This window comes from Tepidiphilus sp. J10, from assembly GCF_006980785.1.
GTDB lineage: Bacteria > Pseudomonadota > Gammaproteobacteria > Burkholderiales > Rhodocyclaceae > Tepidiphilus > Tepidiphilus olei.
In genome coordinates this window covers 109,927-127,950 of sequence record NZ_SBHP01000003.1, presented here as the reverse complement: position 1 = coordinate 127,950, position 18,024 = coordinate 109,927, and the positions used below count along the sequence as shown (strand labels likewise).

15 protein-coding genes are annotated in these 18,024 nt (G+C 64.8%); 7 read left to right on the top strand and 8 right to left on the bottom strand.

Features of this window, described 5'->3' with window-relative positions:
- Position 1 precedes the first annotated feature (1 nt).
- Genes EPD81_RS06470 through EPD81_RS06460 form a run of 3 tightly spaced genes read right to left on the bottom strand, consistent with a single transcriptional unit; the run spans position 2 to position 3,240 of the window.
- The gene (locus EPD81_RS06470) at positions 2-1,180 is read right to left on the bottom strand and encodes a CaiB/BaiF CoA-transferase family protein (protein WP_142804632.1); all 1,179 of its coding nucleotides are present in this window, start codon (positions 1,178-1,180) and stop codon (positions 2-4) included.
- An 11-nt stretch (positions 1,181-1,191) separates the two neighbouring features.
- A complete protein-coding gene (locus EPD81_RS06465) occupies positions 1,192-2,361 on the bottom strand; it encodes an acyl-CoA dehydrogenase family protein (protein WP_142804631.1) in 1,170 nt (389 codons plus the stop codon).
- A gap of 24 nt (positions 2,362-2,385) precedes the next feature.
- Complete coding sequence (locus tag EPD81_RS06460; RefSeq protein WP_142804630.1) at positions 2,386-3,240, bottom strand: MaoC family dehydratase N-terminal domain-containing protein; 855 nt, start codon at positions 3,238-3,240, stop codon at positions 2,386-2,388.
- A 159-nt stretch (positions 3,241-3,399) separates the two neighbouring features.
- Between EPD81_RS06460 and EPD81_RS06455 the strand changes: the two genes are divergently transcribed.
- From EPD81_RS06455 to dnaE, 5 genes are all read left to right on the top strand, one after another.
- Positions 3,400-4,302, top strand: coding sequence for a LysR substrate-binding domain-containing protein (locus EPD81_RS06455; RefSeq protein WP_142804629.1), 903 nt, complete (start codon positions 3,400-3,402; stop codon positions 4,300-4,302).
- Between the two features lie 39 nt (positions 4,303-4,341).
- The gene (locus tag EPD81_RS06450) at positions 4,342-5,874 is read left to right on the top strand and encodes a diguanylate cyclase (protein WP_142804628.1); all 1,533 of its coding nucleotides are present in this window, start codon (positions 4,342-4,344) and stop codon (positions 5,872-5,874) included.
- A 99-nt stretch (positions 5,875-5,973) separates the two neighbouring features.
- Positions 5,974-8,274 (top strand): NADP-dependent malic enzyme, encoded by a 2,301-nt coding sequence (locus EPD81_RS06445; protein WP_142804627.1) that lies wholly within the window; start codon positions 5,974-5,976, stop codon positions 8,272-8,274.
- A 19-nt stretch (positions 8,275-8,293) separates the two neighbouring features.
- Positions 8,294-9,277, top strand: coding sequence for a quinone oxidoreductase (locus tag EPD81_RS06440; protein WP_142804680.1), 984 nt, complete (start codon positions 8,294-8,296; stop codon positions 9,275-9,277).
- Positions 9,277-12,741: a DNA polymerase III subunit alpha gene (gene dnaE / locus EPD81_RS06435; protein ID WP_142804626.1), complete on the top strand. Its 3,465-nt coding sequence runs from the start codon at positions 9,277-9,279 to the stop codon at positions 12,739-12,741. The genes EPD81_RS06440 and dnaE overlap by 1 nt, the downstream gene beginning before the upstream one ends.
- 88 nt (positions 12,742-12,829) lie before the next feature.
- On the opposite strand, the gene EPD81_RS06430 is transcribed toward dnaE, so the two are convergent.
- Positions 12,830-13,273: a DUF192 domain-containing protein gene (locus EPD81_RS06430; RefSeq protein WP_206673218.1), complete on the bottom strand. Its 444-nt coding sequence runs from the start codon at positions 13,271-13,273 to the stop codon at positions 12,830-12,832.
- A gap of 93 nt (positions 13,274-13,366) precedes the next feature.
- On the opposite strand from EPD81_RS06430, the gene trxC reads away from it, so the two are divergent.
- Positions 13,367-13,810, top strand: coding sequence for a thioredoxin TrxC (gene trxC / locus EPD81_RS06425; protein WP_142804625.1), 444 nt, complete (start codon positions 13,367-13,369; stop codon positions 13,808-13,810).
- 24 nt (positions 13,811-13,834) lie between these two features.
- On the opposite strand, the gene gloA is transcribed toward trxC, so the two are convergent.
- Genes gloA through ffh form a run of 4 tightly spaced genes read right to left on the bottom strand, consistent with a single transcriptional unit; the run spans position 13,835 to position 17,155 of the window.
- Complete coding sequence (gene gloA, locus EPD81_RS06420) at positions 13,835-14,221, bottom strand: lactoylglutathione lyase (protein ID WP_142804624.1); 387 nt, start codon at positions 14,219-14,221, stop codon at positions 13,835-13,837.
- Positions 14,222-14,249: 28 nt separating this feature from the next.
- Positions 14,250-15,008: a molybdopterin-binding protein gene (locus EPD81_RS06415; protein ID WP_142804623.1), complete on the bottom strand. Its 759-nt coding sequence runs from the start codon at positions 15,006-15,008 to the stop codon at positions 14,250-14,252.
- Positions 15,005-15,796 (bottom strand): EI24 domain-containing protein, encoded by a 792-nt coding sequence (locus tag EPD81_RS06410; protein ID WP_142804622.1) that lies wholly within the window; start codon positions 15,794-15,796, stop codon positions 15,005-15,007. The genes EPD81_RS06415 and EPD81_RS06410 overlap by 4 nt, the downstream gene beginning before the upstream one ends.
- Before the next feature lie 3 nt (positions 15,797-15,799).
- Positions 15,800-17,155: a signal recognition particle protein gene (ffh, locus tag EPD81_RS06405; RefSeq protein ID WP_142804621.1), complete on the bottom strand. Its 1,356-nt coding sequence runs from the start codon at positions 17,153-17,155 to the stop codon at positions 15,800-15,802.
- A gap of 39 nt (positions 17,156-17,194) precedes the next feature.
- Here ffh and EPD81_RS06400 point away from each other — a divergent pair, with 39 nt between their 5' ends.
- Entirely contained in the window at positions 17,195-18,016 is an 822-nt protein-coding gene (locus EPD81_RS06400) for an inner membrane protein YpjD (RefSeq protein ID WP_142804620.1), read from the top strand.
- Positions 18,017-18,024: the final 8 nt, after the last annotated feature.

Here is an 18,024-nt window from a genome sequence, read left to right as displayed (position 1 = left end):
GTCAAATCACCTCGTGTTCGCGCAGCCGGGCGATCGCCGGTGCATCGAACCCCAATTCACCCAACAAGGCTTCCGTATGCTCCCCCAGCGCCGGCACCGGATCCATGCGCACTTCCTGCGGCGTGCGCGCCGTGGGCGGCAAGAGCGCCGGCAAGGTCCCAACGGGAGAATCGATCTCCACCCAGCGGCGGCGCGCCTCGAGCTGGGGATGGCGCCAGACGTCGTGCATGGTGTTCATCTGGGCGTTGGCGATCTGCGCGGCTTCGAGTCTGTCGACCACCTCTTCGGCGCTCAAACCGGCGAAAACGTTCTCGATGATGGCAGTGAGCTCGGCGCGGGCCGCGCTGCGTTTGGAATTCGAGGAAAAGCGCGAATCGCTCGCGAGCTCCGGCTGACCAAGGACGAGCTCGCAAAACTTCACCCATTCCCGCTCGTTTTGGATGCCCAACATCACCGTACGCCCGTCGCCGGCACGGAAAGGGCCATAAGGGAAAATCGAGGCATGGAAAGCGCCGGTGCGCGGCGGCGGTGGGGCGCCGTCGAAAGCATAGTAGAGGGGAAACCCCATCCACTCGACCATGGTCTCGAACATCGAGATCTCGATCGCCTTTCCCTTGCCCGTGCGTTCGCGCTCGTAGAGGGCGGCCAGGATGGCGCTGTAGGCGTACATGCCGGCGGAGATGTCGGCGATCGAACAGCCCGCTTTCGCCGGTTGCTCCGCAGTGCCGGTCACGGACAGGAACCCCGATTCGCTCTGAATGAGCAAATCGTAGGCTTTCTTGTCGCGGTAAGGACCCTCGGCGCCATAGCCGGAGATGTCGCACACGATGAGGCGAGGAAAGCGCGGCTGCAGCGCGGCAAAGGACAATCCCAGACGCGCCGCCGCTCCGGGGGCGAGATTTTGTACCAGCACGTCGGCGCGCTCAAGCAGCCGATCGAGTACCGGTTTCGCCTCGGGATGCTTGAGATCGAGGGTGAGACTTTCCTTGGAACGGTTGGTCCACACGAAGTGCGAGGACATCCCCCGCACCCGCTCGTCGTAAGCCCGGGCGAAGTCGCCCACGCCGGGGCGTTCGATCTTGATGACCCGCGCACCGAGGTCGGCGAGTTGCCGGGTGCAAAACGGGGCGGCGATGGCGTGCTCCAACGTGACGACGGTAATGCCTTCGAGCGGCCGCATCACGACCCCCTTCAGAAAGAACGCGGTAGTCCGAGCACGTGCTCGGCCACGTAAGAGAGGATCAGATTGGTCGAGATCGGCGCCACTTGATAGAGACGCGTCTCGCGGAACTTGCGTTCGACGTCGTATTCGGCGGCAAAACCGAACCCGCCGTGCGTCTGCAGGCAGACGTTGGCCGCCTCCCACGAGGCTTTGGCCGCCAGATACTTCGCCATATTGGCTTCGGCGCCGCAAGGCTCGTGCGCGTCGAACAAGGCACAGGCGCGAAAGCGCATGAGGTTCGCCGCCTCGATCTCGATGTAGCACTCGGCGATGGGAAATTGCACCCCTTGGTTCTTGCCGATGGGCCGGTCGAAGACCACACGTTCGGCCGCATAGCGCCGTGCCTTGTCGATGAACCAGTAGCCGTCGCCGATGCACTCGGCCGCAATCAGGGTGCGTTCGGCGTTCAAGCCGTCGAGGATGTATTTGAAGCCCTTGCCTTCCTCGCCGATGAGGTTCTCGGCCGGGATCTCCAGATTGTCGAAGAAGAGCTCGTTCGTCTCGTGATTGACCATATTGCGGATCGGCCGCACGGTGAGGCCGTGCCCGATCGCCTGGTGCAGATCGACGAGGAAGATCGACATACCCTCGGACTTCTTCTTCACTTCGGTGACGGGTGTGGTACGCGCGAGCAGGATCATCAGATCGGAGTGCTGCACACGCGAGATCCACACTTTCTGGCCATTGACCACGTAGCGGTCGCCTTTTTTTACGGCGGTCGTCTTGATCTTGGTGGTGTCGCTGCCGGTGGTGGGTTCGGTCACCGCCATCGACTGCAGGCGCAGTTCGCCGGAAGCGATCTTGGGAAGATAGCGCCGTTTCTGCTCCTCCGAGCCATGGCGCACCAGCGTGCCCATGTTGTACATCTGTCCGTGGCAGTGCCCGGCATTGCCGCCGCAGCGGTTGATTTCTTCCATGATCACCGAGGCCTCGGCCAGTCCCAACCCGGCTCCGCCATATTCCTGAGGGATGAGTGCGGCGAGCCAGCCTGCCCGGGTGAGGGCGTCGACGAATTCTTCCGGATAGGTGCGCGCCTCGTCGTGCGCGCGGAAGTATTCAGGGGAAAACTGGGCACATACGGCCCGCACGCCGTCGCGAATGTCACGGTAAGGATCATCGGGTCGATCGAGTTCGTTCATCTTGTTCCTTCTCCTCACGGGCACTCAGGCGAGGGTGGCACTGGCTTCCATCGTCACCCAGCCATCGGCATCCCTCGTCCACAAGGTGGCCGTCTTGCCGTCGGCCTCCAGTTTGCCGCACACGGTAAAAGGCCGTGGCGCGTAGAGCGGCCGCACCGCGCGGAACGAAAAGCGCTCCAGCCGCATGCGCGGCAAATGGCGGCGCAGCAGATCGACGAGAAGCGTTGCCGTGAGTGGCCCGTGCACCACCAAACCCGGGTAGCCCTCGATATGAGTCGTGTAAGGATGATCGTAGTGGATGCGGTGCCCGTTGAACGTCAGCGCCGAATAGCGAAAGAGCAACACCGGATCGGGCACGATCTCGCTGTGCCACGCAGCATCGAGCGGCGCCGCTTTGGGCGCGGGCGGGGTCTCACCCGGGCGTGGTGCCTCGCGATAGACGATGTCCTGCTCCTCCGCCAGCGCCACCCCGGCGTCGTTGCTCACTTCGTGGCGCACGCGCACGAACACCAGGGTGCCGCTGCGCCCTTCTTTCAGGCTCACGTCGGCGATGCGCGAGGTGCGCCGGATGGCTTCCCCCACACGCAGCGGGTGGAAGAACTCGAATCGCCCGCCCGCCCACATGCGCCGCGGCAAAGGTACCGGCGGCAAAAAACCGCCTCGCCGCGGATGCCCGTCGGACCCGAGTTCGGAATGCCGCACGAGCGGCAGGAAATAAATCCAGTGCCACAGCGGGGGCAGTTCGTCTCCGGGTTGCGGTAGGGGATCGTCGCGATCGAGGGTAGCGGCCAACGCTGCCACCGGCACCGGAGTCACCGTATCGTCCTGGGTCTGACTGCGGCCGATCCATCGCCGCAATTCATCGAAATTCACGTCCATGATCCCAGCTCTCATCCCAAGGAAAGCCATCGCAGTTTGCCTCAGCTTGGCGCCCGAGACAATTCGTATCTGCCAAACCCCCCTTTCACCCGGCTTGAACCTCGTCCGAAGGCATACGGTACAATGTTCTCCGATCCTCAAGATGGCCAAACACCGAGCATGCATTTCGATCTCGCGGATTTTCGGCTGCTCGTGCATATCGCCGAAGCCAATAGCCTCACCGGCGGAGCCGAGCGCGCCCATCTTTCCCTGCCGGCCGCGAGCATGCGCATCAAGAACCTCGAAGAAAGCCTCGGCTTGAAGCTGTTTACGCGCACCAACCGCGGCGTCTGTCTCACCCCCGCCGGGCAGGTGTTCCTCAACCACGCCCGGCAAGTACTCGGCCAGCTCGAGAACTTGTGCGGCGATCTCCTGGAATATGCTAACGGTGTAAAAGGACAGGTGCGCATTTTTGCCAACACCACGTCCACCGAGTTCCTACCCGAGGTCTTGCGCACCTATCTGGCACGGCACCCCAATGTAAACGTGGAGCTGCGCGAGCGCCTCAGCCAGGAAATCGTGCGCGCCGTCACCGAGGGAATGGCCGACATCGGGATCGTCGCCGGCAACGTGCGCACCGAAGGACTGGAAGCCTTGCCCTATCGGCGCGACCGGCTCGTCCTTGCCGTTGCCCCCAGCCACCCACTGGCCGCCAAACCCGCGGCGGACTTTGCCGAGACGCTCGATTACGGCTTCATCGGCCTGACCGAGACGAGCGCGATCCACGGTTTTCTCGTCGAAGCGGCGACCCGCCTGAACCGACGCCTCAAGATTCGCATCCAAGTGGGCAATTTCACCGCCGTCTGTCGCATGATCGAGGCCGACATCGGTATCGGCATCTTGCCGGAGTCGGCTGCCCGGCGCCATGCCAAATCGATGAACATTCGTCTGATACGTCTCAACGACGAGTGGGCCAAGCGCGATCTGCAGATCTGCGTGCGCAGCCTCGACCTGCTGCCAGCCTTCGGCCGTGATCTGGTCGAGCTGCTGCTCGCCGATGCCGCCGCTGAACGGCCGCAGTGATACACTGATTCCCTTGCCGCCTCTCGCGTGCCTCGAACGATGCCCACCTCGCCCGTCGATCTCGCCAAAGAAACCCTCTTGCGTCTGTCGCAACTGCGACAACCCCCGACTCCGGAGAACTACACCCGTGTCTACTGCGAACTGGCCGGAGAACCGGAGCCGCTGCCGCCGAGGTTCGTTCGCATGCTCGAACAGCTCGTAGCCAAACTTCCCCGCGCGGGAGAGAAGGCCTGCGCGGCACTCGGGCGAGCACGGGATCACCTCAAGCGCAACGAAACGGCCCAAGCGCTGGCCGACGTCGAAGAAGCCCTGCTCGCCCTGCCGCCGGCCCACGAAACGGAAATCTCGTGGGTTGCCCTGATTCGACAACTGATCGACGCCTGGGAGCATGCTGCTCCCGGTTGGACGCCGGAGCGCAAACTTCACGCCTTGGAATCGATCCTCGCGGAAGGACAAAGCCGTTGGTTTCCCCGACGGCTCGAGCGTTTCATCTCTGGGCTGCGCCAATCGCCCGGGGAGACTGCTCCAACTCCGATTACTGCGAATCAAGAGGTCGATACCGTTGCCCTCATCGGGGCGCTCCTCGAGCTGCTCGGTCGCTCCCTGCAAGCGCTCGAACTCGTCGGCAGCGACAACGACGGCATCCGGGTCGAGTTGGCCCACCTGCGCGCTGAACTTCTTGAGCCGGCCACCATCTTCACCCCGCAGTTGGTGCGCCTGCTGCAAGAACGGCTCGACGCCCTGCTCGACCCTTTGCAACGCGCCCTCGAGCGCAAGCGCCAGGCCGAAGCCGAACTCAAACGCCTGCTGGCGGATTTTCTCTCGCACCTGGGGCGTATGAGCCGAGAGACCGAGCAGTACCAGAGCCAGCTCCAGCAGGCGGCAACGGCCATCGAACAGGCCGACGATCTCGCCTCCGTCGCGGGCGAGCTCCGCACCTTGCTTCAGGCGACGCGCCACATGAGCGAGACCACACGCCAGGCGCACGAAGCGCTCGAACGCACCCGCCGTGAAGCCGAGGATGCCGATGCCAAGGTACGTGAATTGGAAGCGCAGCTACAGTCGCTCAATGAACGACTCGTGCGAGACTCCCTCACCGGTCTCTATAACCGCAACGGCTTGGAGGCCGCTTTTTCCCGCACGATCGAGACCCTGCGCCAAGGATCCATCCCTGCGCTCGCGCTGGGAGTGATCGATCTCGACGACTTCAAACGCATCAACGATCTCTTCGGTCATCAAGCCGGCGACGATTCCCTCAAATTCCTCGCCGAGATCGCCCGCAGGCACCTGCGCGAGCACGATGTCATTGGTCGCTACGGTGGAGAAGAATTCGTCGTCATCCTACCGGGCACGACCGCCGAGAATGCCGCCGAAATCCTGCGTCGGCTGCAGCGCATCCTCACGCGCGAGATTTTCTTCCACGACGAGCGCCATCGGGTGGTCACCTTCAGCGCCGGCGTCACCGAAGTCTACCCCGACGACGGTTGGGAGAGCGCCTTCGAGCGTGCCGATCAAGCGATGTACCGCGCCAAGCGCGCCGGCAAGAACCGCGTCTTCGTCGCCGACACCTGAAGCCCACCCGCGGTATACTTCTCTTCCGATAGATGGACCCCCGTTTCGACGTGCGACCGAGGGCAGGCGCACGCATCCAACCGTTCTGGAGAGCATTCAATGGACAAGAACTTCCGCGACGCCGCGCTCTACTATCACCGCCACCCTACGCCGGGCAAGATCTCGGTGGTCCCCACCAAGAGCCTGAGCAACCAGCGCGACCTGTCGCTGGCCTATTCCCCCGGCGTCGCGGCCGCCTGTGAGGAGATCGTGCGCGATCCGCTCACCGCGCGGGAATACACCTCGCGCGGCAATCTCGTGGCCGTGATCACCAACGGCACCGCCGTCCTGGGGCTGGGCAACATCGGGCCCCTCGCCGCCAAACCGGTCATGGAAGGGAAAGGGTGTCTCTTCAAGAAATTCGCCGGCATCGACGTCTTCGACATCGAGCTCGACGAGAAAGACCCGGATCGCATCATCGACATCATCGCCGCCATGGAGCCGACCCTGGGCGGCATCAACCTCGAGGACATCAAGGCGCCCGAGTGCTTCTACATCGAGAAGAAACTGCGCGAGCGCATGAAGATTCCGGTCTTCCACGACGACCAGCACGGAACGGCCATCATCTCGGCCGCGGCGCTCCTCAACGGCCTCATGGTCGTCGGCAAGAAGATAGAAGAAGTCAAGCTCGTGTGCTCGGGCGCCGGAGCCGCGGCCATCGCCTGTCTCGATCTGATGGTGCGCCTGGGGCTGAAACGCGAAAATGTTTATGTGTGTGATTCCCGTGGCGTGATCCGCGTCGGGCGCGAACCGGACATGGAACCGAACAAGGCGCGCTACGCCCAGGTGACCGACGCGCGCACCCTCGCCGAAGTGATCGACGGCGCCGACGTCTTCCTCGGCCTCTCTTCGGCCGGGGTGCTCAAGCCCGAGATGGTCGCCAAGATGGCGCGCGACCCGCTCATCTTCGCCCTCGCCAACCCCATCCCCGAGATCATGCCGGAAGTGGCCAAGGCCGTGCGGCCAGATGCGATCATCGCCACGGGGCGCTCCGATTATCCCAACCAGGTCAACAACGTCCTGTGTTTCCCCTTCATCTTCCGCGGGGCGCTCGACGTGGGCGCCACCACCATCACGGAAGAGATGAAGCTCGCCTGCGTGCACGCCATCGCCGATCTCGCGCGCGCCGAACAGAGCGACATGCTCGTTGGGGCCTATGGAGAAGCTGCGCTCACTTTCGGGCCGGACTACCTCATTCCCAAACCCTTCGACCCGCGCCTCATCGTACGCATCGCTCCGGCGGTGGCCAAGGCGGCCATGGACTCGGGCGTGGCCACCCGGCCGATCGAGGATTTCGACGCCTATCGCGCCACCCTGCAGAACTTCGTCTACCACTCCGGCGTGGTGATGAAAACCATGTTCTCGGTGGCCAAGCGCATCCCGCTCGAACAAAAACGCGTGCTCTACGCCGAAGGCGAGGACGAACGGGTACTGCACGCGGCGCGCGCCGTGATCGACGAGAAACTCGCCCGCCCCATCCTCATCGGCCGCCCGGCGGTGATCGAGATGCGCATCAAGCGCCTGGGGCTCAACCTCGTGCCCGAGCGCGACTTCGACGTCGTCAATCCCGAATCCGACCCGCGCTACAAGGAGCTGTGGCAGCAATACCTCGAACTGATGTGCCGCAAGGGAGTGACGCCCGAAATCGCCAAGGTGCGCATGATGAGCGACACCACTTTGATCGGCTGCATGCTGCTCAAGAACGGCTATGCCGATGCGCTGGTATGCGGCACGTTCGGCACTTACCACGCCCACCTGCAGCACGTGCGCGACGTCATCGGCCTCGCCCCGGACGCGCGTCTCTTCGCCGCGATGAACATCCTCATGCTGCCCAAACGCACCGTCGCCATCACCGATACCTACGTCAACTACGACCCCAGCGTCGAGGACGTGGCCGAAATCGCCCGCATGGCCGCGGTCGAGCTCACCCGATTCGGCTACGAGCCGGCCGTGGCGCTGCTGTCGCACTCCAACTTCGGTTCGGCCGACACCCCATCCGCGCGCAAGATGCGCCAGGCCCGAGACCTGCTGCGCACCCTGTGCCCACAGCTCAACATGGACGGCGAGATGCATGGCGATTCGGCCCTTTCTCCCGAGATCCGCCAGCGGCTGATTCCGACGTGCACCCTCGAGGGCGAAGCGAATCTGCTGGTGATGCCCAATTTGGACGCCGCCAACATCGCCTTCAACCTGATGAAAGTCGCCAACGGCGACGGCGTCACCGTCGGCCCCATGCTGCTCGGTGCGGCCATGCCGGTCCAGATCCTCACCCCTTCGGCCACCGTGCGCCGCTTGGTGAACATGACGGCCGTGTCGGTGGTCGATGCACTCGAACTGCGCAACAAACTCGAAACAGAATGATTGGAGAAAGCAGGCCATGTTGACGCACGCGATCCGTTTCTCCGCTCATGGCGGTCCCGAAGTGCTGCGCTGGGAGGCGTTGGAACTCCCTGATCCCGGTCCGGGAGAAATCCGCATCCGCCACCACGCCATCGGGGTCAACTTCATCGACACCTACCACCGTACCGGGCTTTATCCGGTTTCTCTTCCCTCCGGACTCGGACAAGAAGGGGCCGGCGTGGTCGAGGCCGTCGGCCCCGGCGTGACCGAATTTCGCCCGGGCGATCGCGTCGTCTACTGCGGCGGGTCTCTGTCGCCCGTAGGTGCCTATAGCGAAGTGCGCAACTTCCCGGCCGAGCGGACCGTGCGCCTGCCCGACGACATTTCCTTCGAAACCGCCGCCGCGGTAATGCTCAAAGGTCTGACGGCGCAATTCCTCGTGCGCCGTACCCACCGCGTGCAGCCGGGCGACACGGTCCTCATCCACGCCGCTGCCGGCGGCGTGGGACTGCTTCTCGTGCAGTGGGCCAAACGGCTCGGCGCGACGGTGATCGCCACCGCAGGCAACGATGAAAAAGCCGAACTCGTGCGCGCGCACGGTGCCGATCACGTCATCGTCTATACGCGGGAGAATTTCACCGAACGCACCCGGGCGCTCACTAACGGGCGCGGCGTCGACGTGGTCTATGATTCGGTGGGCCGCGCCACCTTCCTCGGCTCGCTCGATTCCCTCCGCCCCCTGGGGCTGATGGTTTCCTTCGGCAATGCCTCGGGCAAGGTCGAGCCTTTCGACATCGGCTTGTTGGCCCAGAAGGGGTCGCTCTTCCTCACCCGCCCGACGCTCTTCACCTATATCGCCAAGCGCGAGGATTTGCTCGCCATGGCCGAAGAACTCTTCACGGCGCTGCGCGACGGCTGGCTGGAGGTCAAGATTGGCCAGCGTTTTCCCCTCAGCCAAGCGGCCGAAGCCCACCGCGCGCTCGAATCCCGTCGCACCACCGGCGCCACCTTGCTGTTGCCCTGATGACGCCTTACGTCCATCTACGCCTGCACTCGGAATACTCGCTCACCGACGGTATCTGCACCCTGCCGGAGGCCGTCGCCGCGGCCGCCGACGACGGAATGCCCGCCCTGGGCATCTCGGACGCCATGAACCTCTTCGGCATGGTGAAGTTCTACAAGGCCGCGCGCGCCAAGGGCATCAAGCCCGTGATCGGCGTGGACGCCTGGATCAGCAACGAAGAGGACCGCGCCCATCCGTGGCGGATGCTGCTGATTGCCCGCCACCGCGAGGGATACCGCCAGCTGTGCGAACTGCTCACCCGCGCCTATCTGGAAAACCAATACCGCGGCCGCGCCGAGATCCATCCGGCCTGGCTCGAGCGGGAATCCTGCCGCGGCCTCATCGCCCTCTCCGGGGCGATGGAGGGCGAAGTGGGACGCTTGCTGCTCGCCCAGAAAGAAACCGAAGCCGAGGCCGCGGCCCGACGCTGGGCCGAGGTTTTCCCCGACGCGTTCTACCTCGAGCTGCAACGCGCCGGACAGCCGGACACGGAGGTCTACATCGACGCCGCCGTCGAGCTCGCCGCCCGTCTGGGGCTGCCGGTGGTGGCGACGCACCCCATCCAGTTCATGCGCCCCGAGGATTTCGAGGCGCACGAGGCGCGCGTGTGCATCGCCCAAGGCACGGTGCTCGCCGACCCCCGTCGCCCCAAGCCCTTCACCCCGGAGCAGTACTTCCTCAGCCGCGCCGAGATGGCCGAGCGGTTTGCCGATCTGCCCGAGGCGCTGGAGAACGCCGGTGAGATCGCGCGCCGCGCCTCGCTCTCCATCACGCTGGGCAAGAACTTCCTGCCGCCCTTCCCCACGCCACCGGGCATGACGCTGGACGACTACCTCGTCGCGCGCGCCAAGGAGGGGCTGGAAGTGCGCCTGCGCGAGCTCTACCCCATCGATGCCGAGCGCGAACGCCAACGTCCGCGCTACGAGGAACGGCTTGCCTTCGAAACCGAAACCATCGTCCAGATGGGTTTTTCCGGCTACTTCCTCATCGTGGCCGACTTCATCAACTGGGCCAAGGAAAACGGCGTGCCCGTCGGCCCGGGACGCGGCTCGGGCGCGGGCTCGCTCGTGGCCTACAGCCTGCGCATCACCGACCTCGACCCCTTGCGCTATGCGCTCCTCTTCGAGCGCTTCCTCAACCCCGAACGGGTATCCATGCCCGACTTCGACATCGACTTCTGCCAGGATCGGCGCTACCGGGTGATCGAGTACGTACGCGAGCGCTATGGGCACGACGCGGTGAGCCAGATCGCCACGTTCGGCACCATGGCTTCCAAGGCGGTGGTACGCGACGTGGGGCGCGTGCTCGACCTACCCTATGGCCTGTGCGACCGCCTCTCCAAGCTCATCCCGCTCGAGGGCGTCAAACCCGTCTCGCTCGACAAGGCACTCGAGCTCGAACCGCAGCTGCGCGAGCTGATGGAAGATGCCAACGATGGCGAGGCGATCCAGCAACTGTGGCAGCTCGCCCGCCCGCTCGAGGGGCTGACGCGCAACGTGGGCATGCACGCCGGCGGTGTGCTCATCGCCCCGGGCAAGCTCACCGACTATTGCCCCCTGTATTTGGCCGACGGCGAGGACGCCGTGCCCGTGTCGCAGTTCGACAAGGACGACGTCGAGGCGATCGGGCTCGTCAAGTTCGACTTCCTGGGGCTGCGCAACCTCACTATCATCGACCTCGCCCTCGAGTACGTCGAGCGGCTCACCGGCAGCCGTCCCAAACTCGAAACCCTGGGCTACGAGGATCCGGCCACCTACCAGATCCTGAAAGACGCGAACACCACCGCCATCTTCCAGCTCGAATCGGAAGGGATGAAGAAGCTGCTCAAGAAGCTGCAGCCCGACCGTTTCGAAGACATCATCGCCGTGCTCGCCCTCTACCGCCCAGGCCCCCTCGGGTCGGGCATGGTCGACGACTTCATCCTGCGCAAGAAAGGCGAGCAGGCCATCGATTACTTCCACGAGGATCTCAAGCCCTGCCTCGAACCCACCTATGGCGTCATCGTCTATCAAGAACAGGTGATGCAGATCTCGCAGATCATCGGCGGCTATACGCTGGGCGGCGCCGACCTGCTGCGCCGGGCGATGGGCAAGAAAAAACCCGAGGAGATGGCCAAGCACCGCGAGATCTTCCGCGAAGGGGCGCGCAAGAAAGGCTACGACGAGTCCCTTGCCATGCGCCTCTTCGACCTGATGGAGAAATTCGCCGAATACGGTTTCAACAAGTCCCACACTGCCGCCTACGCCGTGGTCACCTACCAGACCGCCTGGCTGAAGGCACATCACTGCGCTGCGTTCATGGCCGCGACGCTGTCTTCCGACATGGACGATACCGACAGCGTCAAGATCTTCGTCGAGGACGCGCGCGCCAACGGCCTCGAGATCCTGCCGCCGGACGTCAACGCCTCCGCCTATCGCTTCGAACCGGTCGACACCCGCACCCTCCGCTACGGCCTGGGGGCGATCAAGGGGGTGGGTCGCCCCGCGGCCGAGGCCATCGTCGCCGAGCGTGAACGCAACGGTCCATTCCGCGACCTCTTCGAACTGTGCGCGCGCATCGACCGGCGGGCGGTCAATCGCCGTGTGCTCGAGGCGCTGGTACGCGCCGGGGCGCTGGACACCTTACCTGGTCACATCGGACGCGACCGGGCGCAGTTGCTCGCCACCGTCGGGCTTGCGATGGAAGCGGCCGAGCAGGCGCAGGCGAACGTCCTGCAAGGGGGGCTTTTCGACGACCTGCCCCAGGCCGAGGCGATGCAGCCGGCCTTCGCCGCCGTCCGCCCCTGGACCGAGCGCGAACGGCTCAAGGAAGAGAAGATCGCCATCGGTTTCTTCCTCTCGGGGCACCCCTTCCATGCCTGGGCCGAGGAAGTACGCCGTCTGGTCTCGAGACCGCTCGCCAGCCTCGAACCCGGCTGGGAGCCGGTGTGGATCGCCGGGGTGGTCACCAACCTGCGCACCAAGATGGGCAATCGCGGCAAAATGGCCTTCGTCGAGTTCGACGACGGCACGGCCCAGGTCGAGGTACTCGCCTATAGCGAAGTCTTCGAAGCCCATCGCAGCGCGATCGTGCTCGACGAGCCGCTCTTTGCCGAAGTCAAGGTGAGCCCCGACGACTATTCCGGGGGCTTGAGGGTGGTGGCCGAGCGATTCACCACGCTCGCGCAGTTGCGCGAAGAACGCGCCCGGGCGATCGCGCTCACCGTAGCGCTCGAACAGACCACGCTGGAATTCACCGCCGAATTGGAATCCGCGCTGCGTCCCTACCTCGGTGGTCGGCTGCCGCTCGCACTCACCCTGCGCCTCGACGGCACCGAGGGAACGCTGCGATGCTCCTCCCCGTGGACCCTGCATCCGCAAGAGACTTTGCTCGCCACCCTGCGGACGCTCCCGGGAGTGGAGCGCGTCGAGGTGCGCTACGAATGATCCACGCGCCCTGCGGCCAACCAGCCTCGTGGATATATGACAAATTCCTTATATGTCCGGATGTTCGTCCGCCTCCTTCCGCGCCCGCTCAACGCCCCGCGGGCAAGCGCTCGAGCCCTTCGACGCGCATGCCCGGCGCGATGCCGCGCTCGCGGAACCACCCGCCCGGCATCTCCAGCGCATAGCGCGCCGGCGCCACGGCACAGTGCGAATCCAGGGTACGCGGCGCCATCTCCTCTATGTTGAGGATGCGCCCCGCCTCGTCGATGAAAGCCACCGACAAGGGGATGAGCGTATTCTTCATCCACATGCACTGACGCCCCGCCACGGGAAAGACGAACACCATCCCCTCGTTCGCCCCCAGGTGCTCGCGAAACATCAGGCCGCGCGCCCGAGAGGGCTCGTCGGCCGCCACTTCGGCCACCACTCGGTACATGCCAACCGTCAGCTGCGCGCGCGGCTGAGCCAAGACGCTCAATGGCATCAGCACGAGCCCGAAAAGCATGGCCCACAAGCAGGACTTCAACGACATCTTTCCTCCTCGAGCAAGATGGGGTCAAACCCTCTTGACCCTCACCGGCTTTGCCCCCATAGTTCGATCGAACTTCTTCGTGGAGCCATCCCCATGAGCGATACCCTGCATATCGTCTGCCCGGCCTGCTTCGCCGTCAATCGCGTCCCCGCCGAGCGCGTGCACGAAAGGCCCAACTGCGGCAAATGTCACCAACCGCTCTTTCCCGATCACCCCGTCGAACTCAGTGAGGCGCACTTCGACACGTATCTGACGAAGAACGATCTGCCCGTGCTGGTCGATTTCTGGGCTCCCTGGTGCGGCCCCTGTCGCATGATGGCGCCCGCCTTTGCCCATGCTGCCAGCCAGCTCGTCCCGCGGGTTCTCTTCGCCAAGCTCAACACGGACGAAGCCCAACAAACGGCCGCCCGTTACGGCATCCGCAGCATCCCGACGATGATCCTCTTTCAGCAGGGGCGGGAAGTGGCGCGGCATTCCGGCGCCGTCGGCACGGCCGAGATCGTGCGTTGGGTCCAGAGCCATCTCCGACAACCCTGACGATCCCGGCTTTTGGCTGCCGACTCAGGGCCGCTCGATGAGCTCGATCTTGTAGCCGTCCGGATCCTCGACGAAAGCGATCACGGTGGTACCGTGCTTCATCGGCCCGGCCTCGCGGATCACTTTCCCGCCGCGAGCACGGATCTCGTCGCAGGCGGCTTTGGCGTCGGGAACGGCGATGGCGATGTGCCCAAACGCGTTGCCCATTTCGTAATGATCGACCCCCCAGTTGTAGGTGAGCTCGATCACCGCCCCTTCGCTCTCGTCCTGATAGCCGACGAACGCCAGCGTGAATTTCCCGTCGGGATAATCTTCGCGCCTCAGCAGCCGCATGCCGAGCACTTTGGTATAGAACTCGATCGAACGGTCGAGATTGCCGACACGGATCATGGTATGCAAAATACGGGGCATGACGTCTCTCCTTCTTCTGGTTGGGGAATCAACTGCGAGGGCGTTCCCAGGGCAAACCTCGCTCCTCGAGCGCGGCGACGATGTCGCGCATCGCCGCCTCCACGATCGCCCTGGGGCCCTTGAAACCCAGCTCGAGCCGACGCCGGCCGCCCGTCTCTTCGGGCACCGACGGCAACGAAAAGAGCGTCCCTTCAGGATAGCGCACGGTGAGTGCCTGCATCAGATCGACCAGGTCACCCTCGTGCGCGTCCCACACGTAGACGGAATCCTCGACGTAGTCCTCGCGATGGAAGAGGTGCGCGTATTGGGTGTCGAGCACCCATTCGATCATGGGCCAGGCCATCACGGGAAAACCCGGCACGAAATGGTGATTGCCGACGGAAAAGCCCGGGATCTGGTTGTAGGGATTGGGGATGATGCGTGCGCCCCGGGGAAAACGCCCCATTTCCAGACGCTGCGCCGTGGTACGCTCGCCGAAACGCGCGCGGATCAGGGCCTCGGCCTCGGGATGCAGCTCGAGCGGCACGCCCAAGGCCTGCGCCACGCACTGCCGCGTATGATCGTCGGGCGTGGCCCCGATGCCGCCGAAACTGAAGACGATGTCTTCGCTCGCGAAACTGTGGCGAAACGCCTCGGTGAGCCGCCGCGGATCGTCTCCCAGGTAGTGCACCCAGGCAAGGCGCAAGCCGCGCGCATGCAATAGCGCGCGCAGCTTGGCGAAGTGTTTGTCCTCTCGACGGCCCGAGAGGATTTCGTCACCGATGATGTAGGCTCCGAACGCGCTCATGGCTTCCCCTTGGGCAGATGAGGGTACGAGGTCGCTTCGCCGGAAGGAACGTCCGCCTCCACGATCCATTCCCCGCGCTCGGCGCGCAAGCGCCGCAACGCCTCCAGCCCGGCATGCACGAAGAGCAAGCCCGTGATCGCCGGGGCGAAGAGGTTGAGCAGCGGCACGTAGGCGAGCGCCGCACCGATCGCTCCGAGCCAGAAGAAGGTTCCTCCTTCCCGTGCCTCCAGCGCCCGCAGCTCCTCGGCGTCGGCGTGTTCCATCAGGCAATCATAAGTGAAAGTGCGCCTGTTGAGCCAGGCCGTCAAGATCCAGGGTAGCACCAGCGCAGCGCCGGGAATCCACCAGAAAATCATGCTCACGAGAAAACCGATCAGGAAGAGGCCCGAGGCGCTGAGGGTGTTCCACAGGCTGCGGGCAAAATTCCCGCCATGGCGCAATTCGAGGTCGGCGTATTCCTCGCGGCCCACCAAGGCGACGACACGCGGCATCACCCAGATGCCCACGATCACCAGCATGGTGACGTACATGAGCGGCAACACGCTCAACACCAGCAACACCTTGAGCGCGAAGAACCCGGCCATCGCCAGCATCCCTGCTTGCGCACCTTCCGGCGAGGCGTCGAACCAACCCGCAAGCCAGGCCGTGAGCGGCTCCCAGGCGAGTACGAGCGCCACGATCCAGACCAAGCCCGCCGCGAGCAGCGGCCAGAACATCTCCCACAGGATCTTGCCCCGCCCCAGGGTGGCGAGCGAGCGCCAGAGCGCGATGCGGATGAGATCCATCATCCCTCAGTGCAGCCGCGGCATCACGCCGCGCAGCCCGCGCATCACCTTGCCCATCCCGCCCTTGGAGAACTGCTTCATCACGCGCTGCGTCTGGTCGAACTGCTTGAGCAAGCGATTGACCTCTTGCACCGTCACCCCCGCGCCGGCGGCGATGCGCCGCTTGCGGCTCGCCTTGATGATGTCGGGATTGGCGCGCTCCTGCGGCGTCATGGCATCGATGATGCCCTGGATGCGCGAGATCGCTTTTTCCTCCATGCCCCCCTGCAGCTGCCCGGCCGCCTGGGCGAATTGGGCCGGCAGCTTGTCGAGCAAGGCCCCGATGCCACCCATCTTGCGCATCTGCACGATCTGCTCGCGGAAATCGTTGAGATCGAACCCCTTGCCGGTGCGCAGTTTCTGCGCGAGCTCCTTGGCTTTGTGCTCGTCGACGGTGCGCCGCGCCTCTTCCACCAGACCGAGGATGTCGCCCATGCCGAGGATGCGGTTCGCCATCCGGTCGGGATGGAACGGTTCCAGCCCCGCGAGTTTCTCTCCCACCCCGGCGAACTTGATCGGCTTGCCGGTGACGGCGCGCACCGACAGCGCCGCCCCGCCGCGCGCGTCCCCGTCGAGCTTGGTGAGCACCACGCCGGTGAGCGGCAGGGTCTCGTTGAAGGCACGCGCCGTATTGACCGCGTCCTGCCCCAGCATGGCATCGACCACGAAGAGCGTCTCGGTCGGGTTCAAGGCCGCGTGTAACGCCTTGATCTCGTCCATCATCGGCTGATCGATCGCCAGCCGGCCGGCGGTGTCCACCAACAGTACGTCGTGGAAATGCCGCTCGGCCCAGTCCTTGGCCGCCCGTGCGATCGCCTCGGGCTGCTGCTCGGGCGAGGAAGGAAAGAAGTCGACCCCGGCCCGTTCGGCCACCGTACGCAGCTGCTCGATCGCCGCCGGGCGGTAGACGTCGGTGGAGACCACCAGCACTTTCTTGCGTTTTTCTTCCTTGAGCCACTTGGCGAGCTTGCCCACGGTAGTCGTCTTGCCCGCCCCCTGCAGACCCGCCATGAGGATGACGACGGGCGGGCGCGCCTCGAGCTTGAGCCCCTCGCTTTGGCCGCCCATCAGCGCCACGAGTTCGTCGTGCACCACCCCGATGAGGGCCTGGCCCGGCGTGAGCGAACCGATCACCTCCTGGCCGACGGCCTTTTCCTTGACGCGGGCGATGAAGTCCTTGACCACCGGCAGGGCCACGTCGGCTTCCAACAGCGCCATGCGCACTTCGCGCAGCGCCTCCTGGATGTTGTCTTCCGTGAGCCGCGCCTGGCCGCGCAGCGTCTTGACGACTTTGGATAGTCTTTGCGTCAGGTTGTCGAGCATGGGCACAAAACCTCGGCATTCTTCGAGTAAACTAGGATCATGGATTCGATTCTACCCCATCTGCTGGCCTTCCTCCTGTACGGCCTCGGGGCGATCGCCGTAGGGCGGCGCTGCCGCCGCCAACCGGAAGAAGGAGGCCGCTGCCCGCGCCCACTCGACCGGGCGCTGCTCACCGCCGCCATCCTCGCGCACGGCTGGGGCGCGGCCGCCCTGCTGCTGTCGGACCAAGGATTGCGGCTCGGGTTCGCGCCGGCACTCTCGCTCACGGTGTGGCTCGCCGCCCTCTTCTTCTGGATAGAATCCTTCTACGCCCCCATCGGCTGGCTCTACACCGTGCTCACGCCGATCGCCGCCCTGGTGTGCCTGCTCGTGCCCTGGCTGCCCTTGCCTGCCGCGCCTGTCGCCACCGACAACCCGTGGCTGCGCCTGCACCTGGTCGTGGCGCTGCTCTCCTATGCGCTGTTCACGCTCGCCGCGCTGCACGCGGTGCTGATGTCGGTGCTCGAGCGTGCCCTGCACCGGCGCGAACCCGCGGCCTGGCTCGGACGGATGCCGCCGCTGCTCGTGATGGAGACGCTGCTCTTTCGCGTGATCGGCGTAGCCTTCGCCCTGCTCACGGTCACGGTGCTCACCGGCGTCGTTTTTTCCGAAGCGCTCTTCGGCCAGCCGCTGCGCCCCGACCATAAAACCATCTTCACCCTGCTCGCCTGGGCGATCTTCGGCGTGCTACTCTTGGGGCGACACGCCTGGGGTTGGCGCGGGCGCGTCGCCCTGCGCTGGACCTGGGCCGGTTTCGTCACCCTGGTGCTCGCCTACCTCGGCACCCATTTCGTCCTCGAATACCTCCTGCAGCACCGATGACGCCTCCG

Coding starts and splice junctions, on each gene's coding strand:
- EPD81_RS06470 (WP_142804632.1), bottom strand. CDS start 1,180: ATGCGGCCGCTCGAAGGCATTACCGTCGTCACGTTGGAGCACGCCATC.
- EPD81_RS06465 (WP_142804631.1), bottom strand. CDS start 2,361: ATGAACGAACTCGATCGACCCGATGATCCTTACCGTGACATTCGCGAC.
- EPD81_RS06460 (WP_142804630.1), bottom strand. CDS start 3,240: ATGGACGTGAATTTCGATGAATTGCGGCGATGGATCGGCCGCAGTCAG.
- EPD81_RS06455 (WP_142804629.1), top strand. CDS start 3,400: ATGCATTTCGATCTCGCGGATTTTCGGCTGCTCGTGCATATCGCCGAA.
- EPD81_RS06450 (WP_142804628.1), top strand. CDS start 4,342: ATGCCCACCTCGCCCGTCGATCTCGCCAAAGAAACCCTCTTGCGTCTG.
- EPD81_RS06445 (WP_142804627.1), top strand. CDS start 5,974: ATGGACAAGAACTTCCGCGACGCCGCGCTCTACTATCACCGCCACCCT.
- dnaE (WP_142804626.1), top strand. CDS start 9,277: ATGACGCCTTACGTCCATCTACGCCTGCACTCGGAATACTCGCTCACC.
- EPD81_RS06430 (WP_206673218.1), bottom strand. CDS start 13,273: ATGTCGTTGAAGTCCTGCTTGTGGGCCATGCTTTTCGGGCTCGTGCTG.
- trxC (WP_142804625.1), top strand. CDS start 13,367: ATGAGCGATACCCTGCATATCGTCTGCCCGGCCTGCTTCGCCGTCAAT.
- gloA (WP_142804624.1), bottom strand. CDS start 14,221: ATGCCCCGTATTTTGCATACCATGATCCGTGTCGGCAATCTCGACCGT.
- EPD81_RS06415 (WP_142804623.1), bottom strand. CDS start 15,008: ATGAGCGCGTTCGGAGCCTACATCATCGGTGACGAAATCCTCTCGGGC.
- EPD81_RS06410 (WP_142804622.1), bottom strand. CDS start 15,796: ATGATGGATCTCATCCGCATCGCGCTCTGGCGCTCGCTCGCCACCCTG.
- ffh (WP_142804621.1), bottom strand. CDS start 17,155: ATGCTCGACAACCTGACGCAAAGACTATCCAAAGTCGTCAAGACGCTG.
- EPD81_RS06400 (WP_142804620.1), top strand. CDS start 17,195: ATGGATTCGATTCTACCCCATCTGCTGGCCTTCCTCCTGTACGGCCTC.